Below are 22,001 nucleotides of genomic sequence, written 5' to 3'. Positions count from 1 at the left end.
CGCGTCACACGGTGGTCCGTGCCCGGAACGTACGCCGGTAGACCGTCGGGGGAACCCCCAGCGCCGCCGTCAGGTGCTGGCGCATGGACTGGGCCGTACCGAAACCGGCGTCCCTGGCCACCTGGTCGACCGACAGGTCCGATGACTCCAGCAGGTATCTGGCCCGCTCGACCCGTTGCCGGGTGAGCCACTGGCCGGGGCTGATGCCGGCCTCCTCGCGGAAGCGGCGGGTGAAGGTGCGTACGGACATCGACTCCTGCTCGGCCATGTCCCGCAGCTGGATCGGCTCGTGCAGCCGGGCGAGTGCCCAGGCGCGGGCGGCGGTCGTCGTCGCCGACCGGTCCTCGGGCAGCGGCCGTTCGATGTACTGGGCCTGGCCGCCGTCCCGGTGCGGCGGCACGACCGTCTTGCGCGCCACGTCGTTCGCCACCGCCGTTCCGTGGTCGCGGCGCACGATGTGCAGGCAGAGGTCTATGCCCGCAGCCACGCCCGCCGATGTGAGGACGTCCCCGTCGTCGATGAACAGCACGTCCGGGTCGACCAGGACAGCCGGGAACAGCTGCTGGAAGTGCGCGGCGGACGCCCAGTGCGTGGTGGCGGGCCGCCCGTCCAGATATCCGGCGGCGGCCAGCACATAGCCGCCGGTGCAGATGGAGACCAGCCGGGTGCCGGGCCTGATGTGGGCGAGCGCGGTGGCCAGTTCGTCCGTCAGCCTGCCTTCCTCGTACACCGGGCCCAGTTCGTACGAGGCGGGGACGACGACGGTGTCCGCGGTGGCCAGTGCCTCCGGGCCGTACTCGGCGACGATCGAGAAGTCGGCGTCCGTACGGACCGGGCCCGGCGGGCGCACCGAGCAGGTCACCACCTCGTACAGCGGGCGGCCCGCCGGGTCGCGGGGACGGCTGAAGATGCGGTGCGGAATGCCGAGTTCGAAGGGGAGCAGCCCGTCCAGGGCGAGCACGACGACGCGGTGCGGGCGCGGGTTGGGGCGGGGCACGGGGTCCTCCCTGGGACAGAACGGGCGCCACTGGCCTGTCCGGCCTCTCCGGACGGGGCGGTGGCCCGATCATAGCGAAGGCTGTCCTCCGGGCCACTCGTACGACCGGTGCTGCCCCGGTGATGCTGGCGGCGTGACACAGACATCGGAACCACTGGGCCCTGTCCCGCAGCCCGTGCAGCAGGAGCAGCGGTCGCAGCCCGTGCAGCAGGAGCAACGGCCTGTGACGCACGCGGGGTTGGCGCCGTCATCGCTGCCCGGCGGGCGCCGGCCGCGCCTGCACCGCGCCTGGTTCGTGGCCGCGGTCACCTTCGTGACGATCATCGGCGCCGCGGCCTTCGCCTCGTTGCCGGGGCTGCTGATCGACCCGCTGCACGAGGAGTTCCACTGGTCGCGCGGCACGATCGGCCTGGCGATCTCGGTGAACCTCGCGCTGTACGGGCTGACGGCGCCGTTCGCGGCGGCGCTGATGGACCGCTTCGGGATCCGCCGCGTGGTGGCCGTCGCGCTCACCGTCATCTCGGTGGGCTCGTTGCTCACGGTGTGGATGACCACCGCGTGGCAACTGGTCCTCTACTGGGGCGTGCTGGTCGGCATGGGCAGCGGCTCGATGGCGCTGGCCTTCGCGGCGACGGTGACCAACCGCTGGTTCGTCGCCAAGCGGGGACTGGTCACCGGCGTCCTCACGGCGGCGAGCGCCTCGGGCCAGCTGGTCTTCCTGCCGGTCCTCTCCTGGCTCGTCGTGCACCATGGCTGGCGCCCCGCGGCGGTCACGGTGGCGCTCGCGGCGCTGGCCGTGGTGCCGCTGGTGTGGCTGCTGCTGCGTGACCATCCGGCGGACGTGGGCCAGTCGGCTTACGGGGCAGCGGAGTTCGTACCGAAGCCGCCCCCGCTGACCGGCGCGGCCCGGCGGGCGGTCGGGGTGCTCGCCAGGGCTGTCAGGACGGGCCCGTTCTGGCTGCTCGCAGGGACGTTCGCGATCTGCGGCGCATCCACCAACGGCCTGGTGAAGACCCACTTCGTCCCGGCGGAGCACGACCACGGGATGCCGGTCACGGCCGCCGCCTCGCTGCTCGCGGTGATCGGGATCTTCGACATCGTGGGCACGATCGCGTCCGGCTGGTTCACGGACCGCTTCGATCCCCGCCGCCTGCTGGCGGTCTACTACACGCTGCGCGGCATCTCACTGCTCTTCCTGCCGATGCTGCTCGCGCCGTCCGTCCATCCGCCGATGGTCCTGTTCATCGTCTTCTACGGCCTGGACTGGGTCGCCACGGTCCCCCCGACGATCGCCCTGTGCCGCGAGCACTACGGCGAGGACAGCGCCATCGTCTTCGGCTGGGTGCTCGCCTCCCACCAGGTGGGCGCGGCGCTGGTCGCGTACCTGGGCGGCGTGGTGCGGGACGTCTTCGGCTCGTACGACGTGATCTGGTACGCGTCGGGTGCGATGTGCGCGGCGGCGGCACTGATGGCCCTGGTGCTGAGGCCCCGGGCGGCGGGGGTGGTGCGGGTGGCGGGCGCCGGTGGCTGAGCAGCCGGTTGCGGCGGTCCCGGCCGGATGAACACACGTGTCCTGTGCGGGAGATGCCCCCGGGGTTGCTCAGGCCGTGAACCGGCCGAACGCTCCCCGGTGGAACAGCAGCGGTGCGCCATCGGCCGAACCGCCCAGCGTCTCCACCCGGCCGACCACGATCAGGTGGTCGCCGCCCGTGTGGACGGCGTGGATGCGGCAGTCGATCCACGCCGGTACGCCGGTGAGCAGCGGCGCACCGGTCGCGGGGGCCGGTTCGTGGGGCACCCCCGCGAACTTGTCGGCGCCGCTCACCGCGAAGGCGCGGCACAGCCCGCCCTGGTCCGCGCCGAGGATGTTGACGCAGAAGGCCCCGGCGCGGGCGATGCGCGGCCAGGTCGTCGACGTACGGGCCACCATGAACACGACGAGCGGCGGCTCCAGTGAGAGCGAGGCGAAGGACTGGCAGGCGAAGCCGGCAGGGCCCTCTTCGTCGTGCGCGGTGACGATGGTGACGCCGCTCGCGAAGTGGCCGAGTACGCGGCGGAATTCGCCCGGGTCGACGGGCATCCGTTCGTCGTCGCCCACCGCCCGCAGATCCGGGCGCGGGAGTGGATCGACCGGCCCGGTGGCCGTCGGGGCGCCTACCGACCTGAGGTATCGGACGGCGGTGGCCGCCATCCCTGCGTGTCCCATCATCACCCCATTGAAGCTGACGGGGCGTCAGATAGGAAGGGCGTCACCACCCTCTTCCGGCCCGGCCTGCCGCCCTCGGCGCTCCCGCATACCGCCCCCGGCACTCCGGCCTACCGCCCCCGGTACTCCGGCGTCCGGCGCTCCACGAAGGCCGTCACGCCCTCGTTCGCGTCGGCCGTCGTCATGTTGATCTCCTGGGCGGCGGCCTCGGCCGCGAAGGCTGTGCTGCGGTCCGACTCCAGTGAGGCGTTCACCAGTTGCTTGGTGAGGGCCAGGGCCCGGGTGGGGCCCTGGGCCAGCCGGGCGGCCCACTCGTGGGCCGTCTTCAGCAGGTCCTCGTCCGGGACCACCCGGTTGATCAGGCCGATGCGTTCGGCTTCCGGCGCGGGGAGCGCGTCGCCGAAGAACATCAGCTCCTTGGCGCGGTGCGGGCCGATCAGGCGGGGCAGCAGATACGCGCCGCCGCCGTCGGGGACGAGGCCGCGGCGGGCGAAGACCTCGATGAACCTGGCCGATTCCGCGGCCAGTACGAGGTCGCAGGCGAGGGCGAGCTGTGCGCCCAGGCCGGCGGCGGTGCCGTTGACCGCGGCGATCACCGGCTTCTCGCAGTCGAGGACGGCCGCGATGAGGCGCTGCGCGCCGAGCCGGATCGTACGGGCCACGTCGCCGGTGACGCGCTCGGCCGGGGCCTGCGGGCCGCCGCCCCGGAGGTCGGCGCCCGCGCAGAAGCCGCGGCCGGTGGCGGTGAGGACGACCGCGCGGATGTCGGGGTCGGCGGACGCCGCGGCCAGGAGGCCGATGACCTGTTCGCGCTGGTCCCAGGTGAGGGCGTTCATCGCGGCCGGGCGGTTGAGGGTGATCGTGGAGACGCCGCCGGTGGTGGTGTGGAGGATCGCGTCTTCTTCGGCTTCGGGCGAAGCGGTCATGGGGTCGCCTTTCGGAGCTGAGGAGGCTCTCAAGCCCTGCTGGGGGTCCCCCGGACGAAGTCCGGGGGAGTTTGAGGAGCGGGGGTCCGGGGGGCTCAGCGGCAGACCGCCAGCGCGTCCAGCGCCACAGCGCCCTGCCCGCGCCCCAGGACCATCAAGGGGTTGACGTCCAACTCCGCCAGCTGGTCGCCCAGTTCCAGGGCCATCCGCTGGATCCGCAGCACCACCTCCACCAGCGCGTCCACATCCGCCGGCGGCGCGCCCCTGACGCCGCCCTCCAGCAGGGCGTGGCCACGGAGTTCGGCCAGCATGTCGCGGGCCTGGTCCTCGCCGAAGGGCGGGACCCGTACGGCCGTGTCGTCCAGCAGCTCCACCAGGACGCCGCCGAGCCCCACCGTCACCGTCGGGCCGAAGAGCGCGTCGGTGGTGACGCCGACGACCATCTCCACGCCCCGCTCCACCATCTGGCAGACCAGGATGCCGTCCAGGTCGACCGATTCGTACCGGGCGATGTCGGTCAGCTCCCGGTACGCGTCCCGCACCTGGCTCGCCGAGGTCAGGCCGACCTTCACCAGGCCCAGTTCGGTCTTGTGCCCGAGCTGGGCGCCGGACGCCTTCATGACGACCGGGTAGCCGACCTGCCCCGCCGCCCGGACCGCCGCTGCCGCGCTGGTCACCAGCTGTTCGCGCGGGACGCGGATCCCGTACGCCCGCAGCAGCTGCTTCGCCGCGTGTTCGCTCAGCTGCTGGTGCGGGCGCATCAGGGCCTGGGCCTTGCGGAAGGAAGGGGACGGGGTCCGGGGGGCCTCGTCGAAGGGGGAGCGGTAGCCGGTGGTGAAGCGGTGGTGGTCCAGGTACGCCTTGACCGCTGTGACGCAGTTGCCGAAGGTACGGAAGGTCGCCACCCGTTGCGAGCCGAGCAGCGTCGTGCGGTACGCCTCCTCCGTGCCCACCGGCGACCCCCACACCACGCACACCAGCTTGTCCGTGGCCTCCGCCGCGTCCACCAGGTCCTGGGCCAGCTTGTCGCTCATCGGCGGGAAGGGGCCGGTGATCGGACAGATCAGGACCCCCACACCGGGATCCGCCAGAATCGCGTCGATGATCTTGCGGCCGCGCCAGTCGCCCACCGGGTGACCGCCGTTGTCGACCGGGTTCGCGACGTTGAGGTACTCCGGTATCCAGGTGTGCAGTTCGGCCTGTTTCGCCTCCGAGAGGACCGGAAGGCCGATCCCGGCCGCCGTCGCGAGGTCCGCGAAGTGCGCCCCCGTGCCGCCGGAGATCGAGTACACCACCACGCCGTCGGCCTGCGGCTTCTTCGCGCGGGCCAACAGGGCCGAGGTGTCCTGGAGTTCGTCCAGGCCGTTCACCCGGATCACCCCGTACTGCCGCATGGCCGCGTCGACCACCTGGTCCGCGCCGGTGAGCTTCCCGGTGTGTGAGGCGGCCGACCTGGCCCCCGTCTCCGTACGGCCCACTTTCACCGCCACGACCGGCACCCCGGCCCGCGCCGCACGGTCCGCGGCCAGCAGGAAGGACCGGCCGTCCTTGAGGCCCTCGACATAGCAGGCGATCGCGCCGACCTCGGGGCGCCCGGCGAAGTACGAGATGAAGTCGGAGGTCTCCAGGTCGGCCTCGTTGCCCGTGGGGGCCCAGTGCGACAGCCGGATGCCCAGTTCCTGCATGGCGAAGACCGGGCGGCCCTGGTGTCCGGACTGGGTGATCAGGGCGACCGCCGGGCCCTCCAGGTCGTCGCGGAACTTCTCGAAGGCGTTCAGGTTGGTGTTGGGGCCGAGCATCCGCAGCCCGGAGCGTTCGACCGCCGCCGTCAGCCGGGTCTGGGCGTCGGCGCCCTGCTCGCCCGTCTCGGCGAAGCCCGATGCGAAGGCCACCGCGAACTTCACTTTGGCGTCGGCCAGTTGGGGGATCAGCGGCAGTGGATCCGCGACCAGGAGTACGGCGAGGTCGACCGGTTCGGGCAGGTCGGCCACAGTGGGGGAGCAGGGGAGGCCGAAGACGGCCGTACGGGTCGGATGCACCGGGTGCAGGGTCGCCCCGACCCGCTCCGACCAGGCGATCAGCTGGCGGGTGATCCCGGTGTTCGGGCGGCCCTCGGCGTCGGACGCGCCGATGACGGCCACCGAGCCGGGCCGGAAGAACCGGTCGAGATCCGGCACGGAGGCGTATACCGGGCGTCCGCTGACGTCCAGATCGCCTTCCGCTGCCGCTGTGCCGTGAACGGCGGCGGGTGGCTGCTCCCCGCAGGCCACCACGCGCGCATGGAAGTCGGTGGTGAGGGTGCCGTGAGTCGATCCAAGCATCGTTTCCGCCCGCTCCTGCTCGATGGCCGAAGTACCTGACACCTAGTCAGATTACTGAACTGACGGCCCGTCAGGAACACTGCTGCAAGCAAAGACTCGCGATACGGCACTTCCCACCGCGTCACCGGCCGATACCGCCGCAGGGCGCTGTCGGCCGGTTCTCGCCTACCCGGCGTCGGCCGGAGCCGCCCGCCGGTGCCCGCGCAGGGCGTGCAGGCCGGCCAGGACGGTGCCGACGCAGAGAGCGGTGGCGCTGAACCCCAGGGACGCGTGGACGCCGATGGCGGCGCCCAGCAGGCCGACGGTGAAACCGCTGCCCGCGCGCAGTCCGTTGGCGGACATCCCGTACACCCCGAGGACCCGGCCGCGGTCGGCGGCGGGAGCGAGCAACTGCACGACCGTCTGGCCGATCGACATCGACGCGAGGTTGGCGACACCGCCGACGAGCAGCAGCCCGAGCGCCAGCGGATAGCTGGTGGTGAGGGCGAAGAACAGGCTGGTCACGCCGTAGATCGCCGTACTGATGACGGCGGCCGGCACATGTGGTTTGACCCACCCGGTGGCCTCCAGCACGATGCCGCCGACGACCCCGCCCGCGCCGTTGGCGAACAGCAGGACCCCGTACGCGGTCCCGGCGCCGCCCGCGCCGAGGTCATGGGCGAAGATCGGCATCGAGGACTGGAGCGAGGAGCCGACGAAGAACGAGCCGAGGCCGCCCAGGATGATCATGCTGACCAGGGTGCGGTTGGAGCCGATCTCCCGCAGGACGCGCAGCGACTCCAGCACCCCCACCCGTGGCCTGCTGTGGCGGTCGCGGGTGTGGCCGGTGAACCGGGTACGGAAGAGGAAGAGCGTCAGCGGCAGGTAGAAGGCGACGTTGGCGAAAATACCCGCCGTGGGGCCGAGCCCCAGCAGCAGCGCGGACCCGACCACGGGGCCGAAGAGGACGCCCAGACTGCGGAAGGTGGCGTTCAGGCGTACGGCGCTGGGCAGTTCGGCCGGGCCGACGAAGTCGTGCAGCATCAGCTGCTCGCCGGGGCCCCACAGTGACCCGGCAAGACCGTGCAGGACGAGCAGGACGCACGCCTCCCACATGTGCAGCGAGTCGGTGAGGAACAGGACGCCCCAGGTCACGGAGACGGCCATGAACAGGACCTGCGCGGCCTGGATGATGCGGCGGCAGTCGTAGCGGTCCGCCAGGGAGCCGAACCACATCGAGAGCAGCAGGAACGGCACCCAGTGGCTGATGACCTGGAAGCCGGTCAGGGCCGGGGAGTGGAACGTCTGCCACAACACCCAGTAGGTGATGACGTGTTCGATGTTGTCGGCCATCATCGCCAGGGCCGCACCGAACAGGTACGGGCGGCAGTCGGGATTGCGCAGCGCGGCGAACCTCGGAGGCGGCGGGGCGACGGGCGGGCCGCCGGACGTATTTGGAGCCGCGCCGGCGGAAGGGCCGGTGGGTGGGGTGGTGGTTGGGACGGTGGCCGGGGTCGCGGGCTGCGCCTCGGCGGGCGCGAACGCTTCAGCGTCGGCCAGGTGGGTGGGTATGCCGCAGGCTGCGCACATCCTTGATCTCCCCCTCTTCGGTACGGTCGCCGGGCCGGGGGATCCGGCTCGGGGAGAACCCCGGCCCCCGGCCCGTGCGGTGAGCCGTGACTCCGTGCGGTGAGCCATGGCCCCGCCCACGGCAGTGTGCACCGTGAGCCACGTGGCTGAGGACTCAGGTGGTCGTGACTCGGGTGGCGACGCGCGTCGTGACGTAGATCGTGACGCGGGTCGTGCTCAGAGGCGGCAGCTGATCTCCATGCCGTCCTCGACGGGGAAGGGCACGCTCCGGTAGCCGTTCGCCGGGGTGCGTACGTACTCCAGGTACGGGCGCAGGCTGCTGAGGTTCACGTCGTCGGCGACCACGAGTGTGCCCGGCGCCAAGTGCGGTTCGAGCAGGCGCAGTACGGGCAGGCACAGGTCCTTCCAGCCGTCGAGCAGGACGAAGTCCGCCGGGGCGTCGAGACTGCCGAGCGTCTCCCGGGCGTCCCCCTCCATCACGGTGATCACATCGTCCAGGCCGGTCTCGGCGAAGGTGCGACGGGCCGCGGCCGCTTTGTCCTTGTTCAGTTCCGTGGTGACGACGCGCCCGGCGCCGTTGTCCCGCACGGCGGCGGCCAGATACAGGGTCGAGATGCCGAAGGACATGCCGAACTCCACGACGGTGGCGGGCCGGGTGGCCCGCACCAGGTTGTAGAGCAACTCGCCGCCCGCTGCGGAGATCGGCATGTAGATCTCGGCGGTGGCGTCGGCGAGTTCCTGCGGTGTCGTCGGCTCGGGGCGGTCGGGGTGCTCGGCCCGGGTGCGGGCCGAGGTGGCTTCGTCGAGCGCGGCGAGGTCGAACATCCGGCTGAGTGCGGTCTCGACCCGGGGGTCGGCGAGCGTGTGGGTGAAGGTCATGCCGTTTAGAGTAGACGCACCGTTGCGTTTAGTCTAGAACGGCTGACTATCCTGGGGGCAGAGGGAGGCACCATGGGAGCTGAGGCAGGAACCGCTGAGGAAGGGGCCGTCGGCGCGGCGGGCCGACGGCACCACGGCAACCGGCACGGGCGCAGCGAAATCGCCCGGTTCGCGGTGCTGGAGGCGGCCGACGATCTGCTCGCCGAGAAGGGCTTCGCGGGCGTCACGATGGAAGGCATCGCGGCGCGGGCCGGTGTCGCCAAGCAGACCATCTACCGCTGGTGGAGCACGAAGACCGACGTCCTGATGGATGCCTTCCTGCAGGACGTGGCCGAGGAGCCGCCCTCGCCCGATCACGGCGATGTGGCGCGCGACCTGAGCGACCACCTGGGCCGCCTGGGCCAGTTCCTCAGTGGGTCGGACCCCGGAGCCGTCTTCAAGGCGCTGATGGCCCAGACCCAGCACGATCCGGCGTTCGCCGAGGACTTCCGGGCCAGGTTCCTCGACGAGCAGCGCCGCCGCGACCAGTTGCCGCTGGAGCGTGCCGTGCGGCGGGGGGAACTGCCCGCGGACCTGGACGTGGCGGCCGAGACCGACCAGATCGTGGGTCCGCTCTACTACCGGGTGCTGGTGACGGGCGAGCCGATCGGCCGGGACTTCACCGACCGGCTGGTGCGGTCCTTCGTGAGCCGCCTGGGCTGACGCCGCCGGGGGTCGCCGCGCGCGGCGACCGGTGGCTCCGTGCGATCGCCGCGTCCATCCTCGCGGTCAGCGCCCTGCTCATTGTCGGGCTGACCGCCCTGCTCACTGCTGTGCTCACTCCCGCGCTGACCGCCCTGCTGACCGCACTGCTCACTGCCCTGCTCACTGCCGTGCGATGACCGCGGCGATCTTGCGTGCGTCGATCGCCAGCTCGCGGAACATCCCGCTGATGGGGTTGGTGAAGCCCGTGAAGAACAGTCCGGGCGCCTGCGCGGGGGTTCGGCCGCCGTGCACCACGGGTTTGCCCCGTGCGTCCAGGACGTCCAGGTGCCCCACCAACGGCTCCAGCGCCCGCCGGTACCCCGTCGCCGCGATCACCGCGTCCGGTGAGATCCGGGTGCCGTCGGCGAGGACGACCTTGCCGTCGTCGAAGGAGTCCACCGCCGCGACCGGCTCGACCCGGCCGGTGCGGACCGCGTCGATCAGACCCACGTCCTGTACGGGGATCGCGCCCTCGCGCACCCGGGAGTAGAGGCCCGTGTCGGGGCGCGGCAGGCCCTGCACGGAGAGGTCGGGCACGGAGATCTTGCACAGCGCCTCACCGGCCCGGTCCACCAGCCGGGTCGGCAGTCTGCGGACCAGGATGCCGGTGCGCTGCGCGGGCCAGCCCGCGGTGGAGCGCCGGATGATGTGCGGGACGGTGCGGATGGCGATGCGTACCCGCCCGGCGCCGCCCTCGACCAGGTCGACGGCTATCTCGGCGCCGGTGTTGCCGGCCCCGACCACGAGCACGTCCCGGCCCGCGTACGGCGAGGCGTCGCGGTACGCGCCCGCGTGCACCAGGTCCCCGTGGAAGGTGTCCGTACCGGCCCAGTCGGGCAGCCTGGGCGTGTGGTTGTACCCCGTGGCCACGACCACCGCGCTGCCGGTCAGCTCCCGCCCGCCGGTCGCGTGCAGCAGCCAACCCGGGCCGTCGGCGCGGGCGATCCGGGTGACCTCGACCCCGGTGACGATCTCCAGGCCGTGGTACTCCGCGTACTTCTCCAGATACCGCACGACGTTGTCCCGCGACACCCAGCGCCCGAAGGAGCGCGGCATCGGCAGCCCCGGCAGCCCCGAGAGGCGCCGGGTGGTGTGCAGATGCAGACGATCGTAGTGGTGGCGCCAGGAGGTGCCGACGTCGTTGGACTTCTCCAGGATGACGGCCCGTACGCCCCGCTCACGCAGCGCGGCGGCAGCGGCCAGTCCGCCCGGTCCCGCACCGATGACGTAGACGGGCCGGTCGTCCTTCGTGTCGTCCATGGAACGGAGCGTAATGGCCCGTTCGCTTGATAGGTCTCGGTCAAGGCCAGAAGCGATTGCGAATTGATCACGCCTGCACACCTCTTGCGCACAGTGGCTTCCATCCGCTGAACTGACGTACCGTCAGAAACCGATGGGGCAACGAGCGAGGGGACCCGATGCATTCGATCTGGCTCAGTGGCGCCGAGTGGCTCGCCGTCCTCCGTATCGGACTCGGCCTGTGGTGGCTGGAGAGCTGGCGCCACAAGGACAAGAAGGCCTGGTTCGAGCGCGGTACGGGCATCACCTGGGCGGCGGACGTGGCGGGCAAGCACAAGTGGCCGGTGGTGAAGCGCGGCTTCGAGCGCTTCGTGGCGCCCCGGCCCCGGCTCATGGCCCATGTCGTCGTCTACGCCGAACTCGCCCTCGGTCTTGGCCTAGTGGTCGGATTTCTGACCCCGGTGGCGCTGGTCGCCGGGTTCCTGCTCAACCTCCTCTACTTCGTGCTGATGATCCACGACTGGGCCGAGCAGGGGCAGAACGCGATGATGGCGCTGATTTCCCTGGCCGCCTTCGGTGCGATGGCCTGGCAGACCTGGTCACTCGACCACGCGATCGGACTCTTCTGATGACAGATCCCGCACCCGCCACTGCTGCCCCTGCCGCATCCCCGAGGTTCGATCTGCCGGAACCGGATGCCTTCACCGCGCCCTACTGGGCGGCCGCCGCCGAGGGCCGGCTGCTGATCAGGCGCTGCGGCGGGTGCGGAAAGCCGCACCACTACCCGCGCGAGTTCTGCCCGCACTGCTGGAGCGACGACGTCACCTGGGAGCAGGCGAGCGGCCGGGCCACGCTCTACACCTGGTCGGTGGTGCACCGGAACGACCTGCCGCCCTTCGGGAAGCGTGTCCCGTACGTCGCGGCGGTGGTGGATCTGGCCGAAGGGCCGCGCCTGATGACGGAGATCGTCGACTGCCCGGCGGACGGGCTCCGTATCGGGATGGCGCTCGGCGTCACGTTCCGCGAGTTGACCCCCGGCGTCAGCGTGCCGGTGTTCCGCACCGACGGGTCTTGGCGGGACGGTTCACAGGCGGAAGTCCGGTGCCACCTCCGGTAGTTCAGCGGTGACGGCGCGGATGGTGTCCCGGAGCCAGCGCTGTCCCAGGTCGCCGTCCAGCCGGGGGTGCCAGGCCATCTGGTAGTGCAGCGGGCGGATCTCCTCGGGGGCGGGCAGGATCCGGATCCCGGGGTCCGGGCGCTGCTCCGCGAGCAGCCGCGCGGGCAGCGTGAGGATCAGCCGGGTGCCCAGGACCGATAGCGCGGCCAGCGAGTGGTAGGGCACGGTCAGTCCGGCCCGGCGGGGCGTTCCGAAGTCCTCCAGGCGCCCCTCGATCGCGGTCTGGCGTTCGTCGGTGGTGCCGACGATCACGTGGGTGGCGTCCAGGTACTCCTCCAGAGCGATCTCCGGACGCCCGGCCAGCGGGTGGTCGGCGGAGAGCACACACATGAACCGGTCGTCGAAGAGATGCTCGGTGTGCAGCGCGGTGACCGGCTCCGACCTGGCGTAGAACATCAGGTCGACGACGCCCCGGTCGAGGTCCTCGTGGATGGCGTCGTGCCAGGTGCGGAAGTGCACCGTGGAGCGGGGCGACTCCCGGAAGACGCGCTGGAAGACCGCGGGGGCGAACACCCGGGCGTAGTCCGTCCCGGCAACCCGGAAGGCCTCGGCGGCCTCCGCGGGGTCGAACTCCTCCGGGGCGAACAGGCCCTCCAGCCGCGGCAGGACCGCCCGCAGCTGGCGCTGGACGCGCTCGGCCCGCGGGGTGAGCCGGTATCCGCGCGGCGTGCGCACCAGCAGTTCGTCGCCGAGCGTGTCCCGCAGCCGCTGCAGCGCCCGGCTCATCGCCGGCTGGCTCATCCCGGCGACTTCGGCGGCGTGCGAGACATGCCGCTCCTCCAGCAGCGCGGCCAGCGGGGCGAGCAGATTGAGGTCGACCCGTTCAATATGCGCCATGTGGATAACCTAGATAGTTGTGATGCATTAGACAAATAATCACACGCGGCGGAGGGTTGATCCCGTCGCCGGGCGGACCGCCCGCGAACTCGCCCACCGCACCCGATCGGAAATCCACCATGACCCGCCGCCAGCTGGACGCCGTATCCGACCTGTTGCTGAACTCGACTCTGGACCTGGGCGGCGACGTCGAGAAGATGCGCCGCGTCTTCGACGAGATGCTCGGCGGCGCGCCGCTGCCCGCCGACGTCCGCACCCGGACCACCGAGCTGGGCGGGGTGCCCGCCGTGGAGGTGCGCGCCGGCGCCGCCGAGCCGACGGGCCGCACCGTGCTGTACTTCCACGGCGGCGCCTACGCGATCGGCTCGGCCGCCGCCAGTGTCGGCCTGGCCTCCGAGATCGCCCGGCGCACCGCGGCCGACACCTTCTCCGTCGACTACCGGCTCGCCCCCGAGCACCCCTTCCCGGCTGCCGTGGACGACGCCCTCGCCGCCTACCGTGCGCTGCTCGACCGAGGCGTCCCGGCCGGATCGGTCGCCGTCACCGGCGAGTCGGCCGGTGGCGGTCTCGCTCTCGCCCTGCTGCTGGCGATCCGGGACGCGAGGCTGCCGCAGCCGTCGTCCGCGACCGTCCTGTCCCCGTGGACGGACCTCACCCAGTCCGGTTCCACCATGACTACCCGGGCCGACGAGGACCCGGCGCTCACCCGCCGGGCCTTGGAGACCCGGGCCGCCGACTACCTGGCCGGGGCGGATCCGCGCACCCCGCTGGCCAGCCCGCTCCACGCCGATCTGCGCGGACTGCCGCCGCTGCTGATCCAGGCCGGCGGCCGGGAAGTCCTGCTCGACGACGCCCTGCGGCTGGCCGTGCGGGCCGCACGCGCCGACGTCCCGGTCACCCTGCAGACCTTCCCCGGGGCGCCGCACGTCTTCCAGGGTTTCGCCCCGGCCGTCGACGAGGCCGCGCAGGCCCTGGACCACGTCGCCGCCTTCATCAACAGCCTCATCAACAGCCATGTCCAGCAGGAGGGTTGACCATGAAAGCCGTACGCTTCCACCGCTACGGAGACATCGACGTACTCGGTGTCGAGGACGTAGAACCGCGCCCGCTCGGCCCGCGGGACGTCCTGGTCCGGGTGCGGGCCGCCGGGATCAACCCGGGCGAGGCCAAGATCCGCACCGGGGCCCTGCACGGGCAGTTCCCGGCGACCTTCCCGTCCGGACAGGGCAGCGACCTCGCCGGCACCGTCACCGCGACCGGGGCCGCGGTTGCGGGCTGGGTGCCCGGAGACCCCGTAATCGGCTGGTCCTGGGAGCGGTCCAGCCACGCCGAGTACGTCGTCGTCCCGGAGGACCAGCTCGTCCGCAAGCCCGACGGGCTCCCCTGGGCCGCCGCAGGCGCCCTCTACGTCGCGGGCAGTACCGCATCAGCGGCGGTCGCCGCGGTCGCCCCTCGGGCCGGCGAGACGGTCGTGGTCAGCGGGGCCACCGGCGGGGTCGGTACCCTCGCCGTCCAACTCCTGCGCCGGCGCCGGGTGAACGTGGTCGCGGTCGCCTCCGCGCGGCACCAGGACTGGCTGGGGTCCCAGGGCGCCGCCCTCGTCGGCTACGGGAGCGGGGTCGCTGAACGCCTCCGCCGGGCGATCGAAGGCGACGCCGGCGGCACCGCGCACGCCTTCCTCGACTTCCACGGCGGCGACTACCCGCGGATCGCACTCTCCCTGGGGGTGCCGCCCCGCCGGGTCAACACGCTCGACCACGGTGCCGCCGCCGCGCTCGGCACCCGGTCGCAGGGCAGTGCCGAGGGCACCGACCGGGCAGTGCTGACCGAGCTGGCCGAGCTGGCGGCGGCCGGCCGGATCGAGGTGCCGATCAGCCGGACCCACCCGCTGGTCGAGGTCCGGGCGGCCTTCGCCCACCTGGAACACGACCACCCGTTGGGCAAGGTCGTCCTCCTCCCGGACGCCGCCCCCGCGCGCTGAACCGGCCGACGGCCCGACCGTCCCGCCGTGCGGAGCGGGCGGATCGCCATGCGGCGCCCCGCCCGCGGACGCACCCAGCCGGTCAACGGGCGCTGTGCCCGCCCCTGAGTGCGACCGCCGAGCCGCCCCCCGGGCACCGCTCCGACCCCCCGCGTGTTGAATAGCCGCATGACCGACATACGGACCCAGCCGGAGGTGCATGGCCTCGGCCTGAGCCTGCGCCCCTGGGATGCGGCGGACGCCGAGGTGCTGCTGCGCGGTGTCACCGACCCCGAATATCTGCGCTGGAACACCCCGCTGAGGCCCGTCACCGACCTGGCGGACGCCCGCGCCACGATCAGGAACCGCGGTGCGGGCTGGCTGCGCGGGGAGCTGGTCCAGTACGCCGTCACCGAGGACGGCGTGATCGTCGGTGGCGTCGGGCTCTCCGGTATCAACCGCCACATGTGCCAGGCGGCCGTGGGTTACTGGGTGCTGCCCGGACTGCGCGGCCGGGGCATCGCCACCCGCGCGGTGGAGCTCTGCACCCGCTGGGCGTTCGAGCAGGAGGGCATCCACCGCATCGAGCTGCGCCATGCCGTGGACCACACCGCGTCCTGCCGCGTCGCGGAGCGCTGCGGTTACGCGTACGAGGGCACCCGGCGCGACGGGATGCACCAGGCCCAGCAGCCCGGCACCTACCGTGATGCCCATCAGCATGCCCGGCTGGCCACCGACCCGTACCCCGACCCCGGTCCCGATCCCACCCCACGGTGACGGGACGACGGCAGCCCGTGCCCGTCGGGTAACGAACCCGGGGGCTCGTACGCAGGAAAAGATGACGAAGGAGGTCCGCTATGGGCGCTGGGCGTGGACTGACGGTAACTGGGTGGGTATTGGGCAGTCTGGGCGTCGTGCTCCTGGCCGCCGGCGCCCTCTGGGGTTTCCGTGGGTACGAGTCGGTCAGCGTGAACGACGACTCGATGGTCCCGGCGTACGCCAAGGGCGACCGGGTGGCCATCGAGAAGAGCGACGGCGGCGGCCTGCACCACGGTGAGGTGGTGCTCTACCGCACCCCGGACCGCTACGACGGCGCCGATGCCCTCCAGCGCGTCATCGCGCTCGGCGGCGACCACCTCGTCTTCGACGGGAAGCAGCTGGTGCTCAACGGCGAACCGCTGGACGAGCCGTATCTCGACGACGGTGACGAGGGCGCGTCGGACGCGTACGACGTCCTCGTGCCGCACGGCCGGATGTTCACCCTCGGCGACAACCGCGCCGACGCGCTGGACTCCCGGAACTTCCTGGCCGACCAGTCGGGCACCCTGCCGGTGAAGGCGGTCCGGGGACGGCTCATCGACAACCCGGCGATGCCGCTGCTGCTCGCCGTGAGCGTCCTCGCCGGCACGCTGCTGGCGCTGGCGGGCGCCGGGTTCGGGCTGGCGGGCCGCGTGGTCCGCCGCCGTCGGCTGGCCGCGCTCACGCCCTACGGCCAGAGCAGTTCACGCGCCCAGTCCCGGCTCTCCGTGCGCCGGTAGCGCAGCCGGACATGACGGCGGCGCGTGTCGCCCTGGAAGAACTCCACCTCGTCCGGGTCCAGCACATAGCGCGTCCAGCTCGGCACGGGTGCCTCCGGATCGGCCTGCGCACGCTCCCACGCGGCGGCCGACGCCTCCTCCAGCTCGCCCAGTGAACCCAGCACTTCACTCATCCGCCCGGTGAGCGCGGCCGCCAGCGCCCCGGTCGAGCGGGCGTGCAGATCGGCCTGCCCCTCGGCGGCGGGCGCGGCGGTCACCGGCCCGCGCAGCCGGACCTGCCGAGCCTGCGCGGGCCAGTAGAACCCGAGCGCCGCCTCCGGACGCCCGGCCAGCTGGCGGCCCTTGGCGCTCCCGGAGTGCGAGGCGAAGTGCCAGCCACGCGCATCCGCGTCGTGCAGCATCAGCGTCCGTACGTCGGGGCGCCCGGCGGCATCGGCGGTGGCGAGCGTCATGGCGTGCGGCTCGGGCTGCCCGGCGGCCGCCGCGGAGCGCAGCCACTCCTGGAAGAGGGGGAGGGGATCCGCGGGCGCGGTGTCCGGGTCGAACTCCGGCAGTTCGGGCAGGTCCCAGACCCGCAGGGTGTGCAGGAACTCGGTGAAGTCGTCCATGCGGACCATTGTCGGCTGCGTCCAGGCCCCCACCGCCCCCACGCCTACTCCGGCTCGCGGCAGAGCTGCGCCGTGACCACCGCATGCAGCAGTTCCGGGTCGACGAACTTGCCCTCCACGGGCGGATCGCAGCGCCAGTGCAACGGATACGTGTTGCCGTCCGGCGCGGGAATCCCCACGTACTGGTCCCGTGCGGACGGCCCGTAACAGGTCACCCCCGGCGGCCAGTCGAACTCGTGCGAGGCCCCCGGCGGGATCAGGAAGTACGTCCACCTCCCCCCGGCCACCTCCCGTACGACGGGCCCCGGCAGCCCGTCGGTGAGCGTGGCGAGATGGTGCAGTACGGCCTCGCCGCGCACCCCTCGGACGCGGATGGCATCGAAGTGCACTCCGGTGAGACGGAGTTGGTGGCCCGATGCCGGTACCCAATCGGGGAGGTTTTCAGTCGTCATGCCTACGAGCATCGGCATGATTGCGTAGCGTGACCAGAGGAATGGGGTGCACATCGGGACGATGTGGAAAGGCAGGGCGATCTTGTGGCAACCAGTAAGCCGAGCGAAGTGAACGCGGCGCAGCCGTCACCGGCACGGCGGCACGTAGGGGACCTGATCAGGAACTTCCGCTCACGGGCAGGCCTGACGAGACAGGACGTGGGCGACCGGCTGCTCATCTCGGAGTCGCTGGCCGGGGCGTACGAACGGGGCGAGCGCATCCCCACGACCAGCTTCCTCAAGGACGCCGACGGGGTGCTGGACGCGCGGGGCGCGCTCAAGTCGTGCATCCCGCTGATGGAGGACGAGAAGTACCCGCGGACTTTTGTGGGGTGGGTGCGGCTGGAGAAGATCGCTTCCAGCGTCAGTGCGTACGAGAACATGACGTTTCCGGGTTTGTTGCAGACGGAGGAGTACATCCAGGCGCTGTACGAGGAACGGGTGCCGCAACTCTCCGAGGCGGAGATTCAAAAGAACGTCGAGGCGCGGCTGGAACGGCAGGCGGTCCTGAGCCGGGACCCGCTGCCGATCGTGGCGTTCGTGATCGAAGAGTCGGTCCTGCAACGACCGATCGGTGGGAAGTCCGTGCTGCGCAACCAGATGCTGCACGTCCTGAAGTGCACGCAGGCGATGAATCATCTGATGGTGCAGGTGATGCCGACGCCCAGGACCGCGCACGCGGGGCTGCATGGCCCGTTCCAGCTGGCCAGTACGCCGGATGGGCGGAATTGGGCGTACGACGAGGGCCAGACGGGAGGTACGTTGATCTCCAAGCCGCAGCAGGTCAACCAACTAATCGACCGCTTCGGGATGTTGCGGGCACAGGCGCTCACGCCCTGGGAGTCGGCAGAACTGATCGAGAGGATGGCGGATCAGCTATGAGCACCAAGCTGACGTGGTTCAAGAGCAGCTACAGCAGCAACGAAGGCGGGGCGTGCCTAGAGGTCGCCTGCGAGTGGCGCAAGTCGAGCTACAGCGGCAACGAGACCAGCAACTGCGTAGAGGTGGCAGCGCACCCCCGCGCCGTCCATATCCGTGACTCCAAGGTCCCCGAGGGTCCGACCTTCACGGTCGCCCCGGCCGCCTGGACGACGTTCGTGGAGCAGCTCCCCGCCTGACCTTCGTCACACGCGCACCGTGTAGGGCGCCGCCATTTCTGGCGGCGCCCTTTGGCGTGCTCGGAGCAGATCCGAAGGCCTCAGATGCGTAAAGATGCTTGGAAGAGGCATTGACCCATCAACTTTGAGCAAATAGCGTCCGTTGCATCCGGTTGTGGGGAGACGTCCCCCACGAGACGACCTTCGTCGGCTTCACGGCCTCGCCTGTGTGGCGAGGTGGAAGCTCCACCCCCAGGAAGGTTCCGCGTGCGCAGGCGTTCTCTCCTCACGGCGGCGGCCGCCACGCTGGCGGCGGCTCCGCTCGCGACCGGCTGCTCCTCCTCGTCCTCCGCGTCCCCCTCGGGCGGCGGCTCCCGGCGCGGGCGCATCACCTACGGCGTCTGGGACATCTACCAGGTGCCCGCCATGCAACGCGCGGCGCGCGAGTTCGAGCGCACCCGGCCGGGTGTGAAGGTCGATGTCCAGCTCACCCCGAACGGGACGTACTGGACCAAACTCCGCACCGCGTGCACCGGTGGCGTCGCTCCCGACGTCTTCTGGATGAACGGACCGAACTTCGGGCTCTACGCGGACGCCGGGCAGCTGCTCCCGCTGGAGACCACCGGGTCCGACGCCGTGGTGCGCCCCGCCGACTTCCCGTCCGACCTGATCTCGCTGTACCGCTGGAAAGGCGTCCAGTACGGCGCCCCGAAGGACTTCGACACGGTCGCGGTCTGGTTCAACAAGGAGATCTTCGACCGGGCCAAGGTCGACTATCCGGACGCGTCCTGGACCTGGCAGGACCTGATTTCCAACGCCCAGCGGCTCACCGACCGCAAGCGCGGGATCTACGGCGTCGGGGCTCCGGTCCGCGAGCAGGAGAACTACTACAACTCGATACCGCAGGCCGGCGGCTATGTCATCTCCAAGGACAAGACGCGCTCCGGCTACTCCGACGAGCACACGCTTGAGGGGCTGCAGCTGTGGATCGACCTGATCCACCGCTACCGGGCCTCGCCGACCCTCCAGCAGATGGCGGACACGGACCCCACCCAGATGTTCCAGTCCGGGACGCTTGCCATGACGTACGAGTGCTCGTACAACGCGGCGACGTTCCACGCCGACCCCGAGCTGCGGGCCAAGGTGGACGTCGCGCCGATGCCCAGGGGCCGGCACCGCGCCACCGTCCTGCACGGTCTGGCCAACGTCGTCTACGCCCGTACCCCGCACCCGGAGCTGGCCAAGGAGTTCGTCCAGTTCCTCGGCAGCGAGCAGGCATCGCTGCTCCAGGGCAAGTACGGGACGGCCATCCCGGCCCGTAACGGCACGGCCCAACCGTGGGCGGCCGGGATGCCGAAGTTCGACCTCCAGGTGCACCTGGACGCTCTCGACTACGCGGTGCCCTACCCCACCTCGACCAACACCGCTGCCTGGCAGCACAAGGATCAGATGTGGCTCGCCAAGGCGTGGAGCGGGACCGAGAGCCTCAAGGGCGCCACCCGCTCTCTGACCGACGCGATGAACCAGCTGCTCGCACAGGAGAGAAGGGGTCGGTCCTGATGAGTATCGATGTGCGTGCGGAAACCGCCGTACCGGCGCAGCGCACCAGCCAGGACCGCCTGGACCAGCGGGAACTGCGCCGCCGTGAGCGTCGCTTCCAGCACCGGGACAAGTGGTGGGGGTACGCCCTGATCGCCCCGGCCGGGATCGGACTCGCGGTCTTCTACCTGTGGCCCGTGGTGCAGACGGTGTACTACAGCTTCACCGAGTGGGGTGCCTTCGGCGGGACCAGCTGGATCGGTCTCTCCAACTACCGGACGCTGGTGGGCGATCCCGAGTTCTGGCAGTCACTGGGCAACACCGGCATCTACACCGGTCTTGTGCTGCTGGGGATCCCGCTGTCGATGGTGCTGGCGGTGCTGCTGAACCTCAAGGGCCTGACGGGCACCGGCATCTACCGCACGTTCTACTTCCTGCCGGTGGTCACGATGCCCGCCGCGGTCGCGGTGGTCTGGCGCTGGCTCTACAACGGCGACGCGGGCATCCTCAACCACGCGCTGTCCGCGATCGGCATCAACGGCACGTACTGGGTGTCGGACCCGCACGTGATCCGCTTCGCGGTCGCCGTCGTCGGCGTGTGGATGACCGTCGGCTACAACATGATCCTGCTGCTGGCCGGTCTCCAGTCCATCCCGGGCGATTACTACGAGGCGGCGTCGCTCGACGGCGCCGGGCGCATCCGGCAGTTCTTCTCGGTCACGCTGCCGCTGCTGAGCCCCACGCTGTTCTTCACCACCGTGCTGTCGATCATCCAGTCCTTGCAGGTCTTCGACCTGGTGTATCTGATCATCGGCGGCAACACGCAGAACGCGCTGCAGAACCCGGCCTACAGCGAGGGCCAGACGGTCGTGATGCTCTTCTTCCAGAAGGCGTTCTACGACAACCAGCGCGGCTACGGAGCGGCGATCGTCTGTGTGCTGTTCGTCCTGATCATGGCGCTGACCGCCATCCAGTTCCGGTTGCAGAAGAGGTGGGTCCACTATGCGTGAGGCGACGCGGGACACCCGCAGTTCCCGTGTCCGGAACAGAAGCCGCCAGGGCAGGCTGTGGCCCGCGCACGTCCTGCTCTCGCTGGGCGCGGTCGTCACGGTCTTCCCGCTGGTGTGGGAGGTGCTGACCTCCTTCAAGAGCTTCGGCGAGTCTGTACAGGTGCCGCCGACGATCCTGCCCGCGCACTGGGACTGGTCGAACTACGGCAAGGTCTTCGACGCGGTCCCGCTCGGGCGGCAGTTCGTGAACACGGCAGTGATGGCGCTGCTGCGGACCGGGGCGCAGCTGCTGCTGTGCTCGATGGCGGCGTACGCCTTCGCCCGCATCCGCTTTCCCGGGCGCGGGGTGATCTTCCTCGGCTTCCTGGCCGTGCTGATGGTGCCGGGGCAGCTGTTCCTGCTGCCGCAGTACCAGATCATGCAGGACCTCGGCTGGCTGGACTCCATGCAGGCGCTGGTGATCCCGGGGATGTTCTCGGCCTTCGGCACCTTCCTGCTGCGGCAGTTCTTCATGGGCCTGCCGGAGGAATTGGAGGAGGCGGCCCGGCTGGACGGCGCCAACCCCTTCACGGTCTTCTGGCGGGTGGCTCTGCCGCTGGCCAAGCCGGGTCTGCTGGCGCTGGGCGTGCTCACGTTCCTGTGGTCATGGAACGACCTGATGTGGCCCCTGATCGTGAACACGGACCCGGCGAAGATGCCCCTGTCGGCCGGCCTGGCCTCACTTCAGGGCGCGCACCTGACCGAGTACCCGATCCTGATGGCGGGGTCCTTGCTCGCGACACTGCCGGTGATCGTGGTGTTCGTCGCGATGCAGCGGCAGTTCATCCAGGGGATCGCGTTCTCGGGGATGAAGGGGTAGCGGA

At 71.0% G+C, this 22,001-nt stretch carries 23 protein-coding genes; 13 read left to right on the top strand and 10 right to left on the bottom strand.

Annotation, left to right across the window (positions count from 1 at the left end):
• Positions 1-4 precede the first annotated feature (4 nt).
• The gene (locus OHB13_RS15285) at positions 5-997 is read right to left on the bottom strand and encodes a GlxA family transcriptional regulator (RefSeq protein WP_328377480.1); all 993 of its coding nucleotides are present in this window, start codon (positions 995-997) and stop codon (positions 5-7) included.
• Between the two features lie 223 nt (positions 998-1,220).
• Here OHB13_RS15285 and OHB13_RS15280 point away from each other — a divergent pair, with 223 nt between their 5' ends.
• Positions 1,221-2,528 (top strand): MFS transporter, encoded by a 1,308-nt coding sequence (locus OHB13_RS15280; protein ID WP_328380295.1) that lies wholly within the window; start codon positions 1,221-1,223, stop codon positions 2,526-2,528.
• Between the two features lie 69 nt (positions 2,529-2,597).
• On the opposite strand, the gene OHB13_RS15275 is transcribed toward OHB13_RS15280, so the two are convergent.
• The 5 genes from OHB13_RS15275 to OHB13_RS15255 form a co-directional block, all read right to left on the bottom strand.
• Positions 2,598-3,188: a flavin reductase family protein gene (locus tag OHB13_RS15275; protein ID WP_328380294.1), complete on the bottom strand. Its 591-nt coding sequence runs from the start codon at positions 3,186-3,188 to the stop codon at positions 2,598-2,600.
• A 125-nt stretch (positions 3,189-3,313) separates the two neighbouring features.
• Positions 3,314-4,129: an enoyl-CoA hydratase/isomerase family protein gene (locus tag OHB13_RS15270; RefSeq protein ID WP_328377479.1), complete on the bottom strand. Its 816-nt coding sequence runs from the start codon at positions 4,127-4,129 to the stop codon at positions 3,314-3,316.
• A gap of 95 nt (positions 4,130-4,224) precedes the next feature.
• Positions 4,225-6,450, bottom strand: a complete 2,226-nt coding sequence (locus OHB13_RS15265) for an acetate--CoA ligase family protein (protein WP_328377478.1) — start codon at positions 6,448-6,450, stop codon at positions 4,225-4,227.
• A 165-nt stretch (positions 6,451-6,615) separates the two neighbouring features.
• Positions 6,616-8,019, bottom strand: coding sequence for an MFS transporter (locus OHB13_RS15260; protein WP_328377477.1), 1,404 nt, complete (start codon positions 8,017-8,019; stop codon positions 6,616-6,618).
• A gap of 216 nt (positions 8,020-8,235) precedes the next feature.
• Positions 8,236-8,898 (bottom strand): O-methyltransferase, encoded by a 663-nt coding sequence (locus OHB13_RS15255; RefSeq protein WP_328377476.1) that lies wholly within the window; start codon positions 8,896-8,898, stop codon positions 8,236-8,238.
• A 72-nt stretch (positions 8,899-8,970) separates the two neighbouring features.
• Here OHB13_RS15255 and OHB13_RS15250 point away from each other — a divergent pair, with 72 nt between their 5' ends.
• Positions 8,971-9,600: a TetR/AcrR family transcriptional regulator gene (locus OHB13_RS15250; RefSeq protein WP_328377475.1), complete on the top strand. Its 630-nt coding sequence runs from the start codon at positions 8,971-8,973 to the stop codon at positions 9,598-9,600.
• A 162-nt stretch (positions 9,601-9,762) separates the two neighbouring features.
• On the opposite strand, the gene OHB13_RS15245 is transcribed toward OHB13_RS15250, so the two are convergent.
• A complete protein-coding gene (locus OHB13_RS15245) occupies positions 9,763-10,902 on the bottom strand; it encodes a flavin-containing monooxygenase (RefSeq protein WP_266855835.1) in 1,140 nt (379 codons plus the stop codon).
• A gap of 158 nt (positions 10,903-11,060) precedes the next feature.
• Here OHB13_RS15245 and OHB13_RS15240 point away from each other — a divergent pair, with 158 nt between their 5' ends.
• Entirely contained in the window at positions 11,061-11,510 is a 450-nt protein-coding gene (locus OHB13_RS15240) for a DoxX family protein (protein ID WP_266855837.1), read from the top strand.
• Positions 11,510-11,998: a Zn-ribbon domain-containing OB-fold protein gene (locus tag OHB13_RS15235; RefSeq protein ID WP_328377474.1), complete on the top strand. Its 489-nt coding sequence runs from the start codon at positions 11,510-11,512 to the stop codon at positions 11,996-11,998. The genes OHB13_RS15240 and OHB13_RS15235 overlap by 1 nt, the downstream gene beginning before the upstream one ends.
• On the opposite strand, the gene OHB13_RS15230 is transcribed toward OHB13_RS15235, so the two are convergent.
• Entirely contained in the window at positions 11,966-12,895 is a 930-nt protein-coding gene (locus tag OHB13_RS15230; protein WP_328377473.1) for a LysR family transcriptional regulator, read from the bottom strand. The genes OHB13_RS15235 and OHB13_RS15230 overlap by 33 nt on opposite strands.
• 119 nt (positions 12,896-13,014) lie before the next feature.
• On the opposite strand from OHB13_RS15230, the gene OHB13_RS15225 reads away from it, so the two are divergent.
• The 4 genes from OHB13_RS15225 to lepB all read left to right on the top strand — a co-directional run bounded on the left by OHB13_RS15225 (position 13,015) and on the right by lepB (position 16,393).
• Positions 13,015-13,929 carry an alpha/beta hydrolase gene (locus OHB13_RS15225; protein WP_328377472.1) on the top strand — a complete coding sequence of 305 codons (915 nt, stop codon included), beginning with the start codon at positions 13,015-13,017 and terminating at the stop codon, positions 13,927-13,929.
• A gap of 2 nt (positions 13,930-13,931) precedes the next feature.
• Positions 13,932-14,876, top strand: a complete 945-nt coding sequence (locus OHB13_RS15220) for an NADP-dependent oxidoreductase (protein WP_328377471.1) — start codon at positions 13,932-13,934, stop codon at positions 14,874-14,876.
• 168 nt (positions 14,877-15,044) lie between these two features.
• On the top strand, positions 15,045-15,632 hold the full coding sequence (locus OHB13_RS15215; protein WP_328377470.1) for a GNAT family N-acetyltransferase: 588 nt from the start codon (positions 15,045-15,047) through the stop codon (positions 15,630-15,632).
• 137 nt (positions 15,633-15,769) lie between these two features.
• Positions 15,770-16,393 carry a signal peptidase I gene (gene lepB, locus OHB13_RS15210; protein ID WP_328377469.1) on the top strand — a complete coding sequence of 208 codons (624 nt, stop codon included), beginning with the start codon at positions 15,770-15,772 and terminating at the stop codon, positions 16,391-16,393.
• Here lepB and OHB13_RS15205 read toward each other — a convergent pair.
• A complete protein-coding gene (locus OHB13_RS15205) occupies positions 16,342-17,001 on the bottom strand; it encodes a pyridoxine/pyridoxamine 5'-phosphate oxidase (RefSeq protein WP_328377468.1) in 660 nt (219 codons plus the stop codon). The two genes, lepB and OHB13_RS15205, sit on opposite strands and share 52 nt — an antisense overlap.
• A gap of 44 nt (positions 17,002-17,045) precedes the next feature.
• Positions 17,046-17,453: a hypothetical protein gene (locus OHB13_RS15200; RefSeq protein WP_266855852.1), complete on the bottom strand. Its 408-nt coding sequence runs from the start codon at positions 17,451-17,453 to the stop codon at positions 17,046-17,048.
• An 84-nt stretch (positions 17,454-17,537) separates the two neighbouring features.
• On the opposite strand from OHB13_RS15200, the gene OHB13_RS15195 reads away from it, so the two are divergent.
• From OHB13_RS15195 to OHB13_RS15175, 5 genes are all read left to right on the top strand, one after another.
• Positions 17,538-18,374 carry a helix-turn-helix domain-containing protein gene (locus OHB13_RS15195; protein WP_328377467.1) on the top strand — a complete coding sequence of 279 codons (837 nt, stop codon included), beginning with the start codon at positions 17,538-17,540 and terminating at the stop codon, positions 18,372-18,374.
• Positions 18,371-18,610, top strand: coding sequence for a DUF397 domain-containing protein (locus OHB13_RS15190; RefSeq protein WP_328377466.1), 240 nt, complete (start codon positions 18,371-18,373; stop codon positions 18,608-18,610). The genes OHB13_RS15195 and OHB13_RS15190 overlap by 4 nt, the downstream gene beginning before the upstream one ends.
• Positions 18,611-18,856: 246 nt before the next feature.
• Positions 18,857-20,149, top strand: coding sequence for an ABC transporter substrate-binding protein (locus OHB13_RS15185; protein WP_328377465.1), 1,293 nt, complete (start codon positions 18,857-18,859; stop codon positions 20,147-20,149).
• Positions 20,149-21,138: a carbohydrate ABC transporter permease gene (locus OHB13_RS15180; RefSeq protein ID WP_328377464.1), complete on the top strand. Its 990-nt coding sequence runs from the start codon at positions 20,149-20,151 to the stop codon at positions 21,136-21,138. The genes OHB13_RS15185 and OHB13_RS15180 overlap by 1 nt, the downstream gene beginning before the upstream one ends.
• Positions 21,131-21,997 carry a carbohydrate ABC transporter permease gene (locus tag OHB13_RS15175; RefSeq protein ID WP_328377463.1) on the top strand — a complete coding sequence of 289 codons (867 nt, stop codon included), beginning with the start codon at positions 21,131-21,133 and terminating at the stop codon, positions 21,995-21,997. Before OHB13_RS15180 ends, OHB13_RS15175 begins: the two co-directional genes overlap by 8 nt.
• The last annotated feature ends 4 nt before the right edge of the window (positions 21,998-22,001 follow it).

Origin of the sequence: Streptomyces sp. NBC_00440 (assembly GCF_036014215.1) — a bacterium.
Classification (GTDB): domain Bacteria; phylum Actinomycetota; class Actinomycetes; order Streptomycetales; family Streptomycetaceae; genus Streptomyces.
Note: the sequence above shows the minus strand (reverse complement) of the source record. Positions and strands in the feature narration are given on the sequence as shown.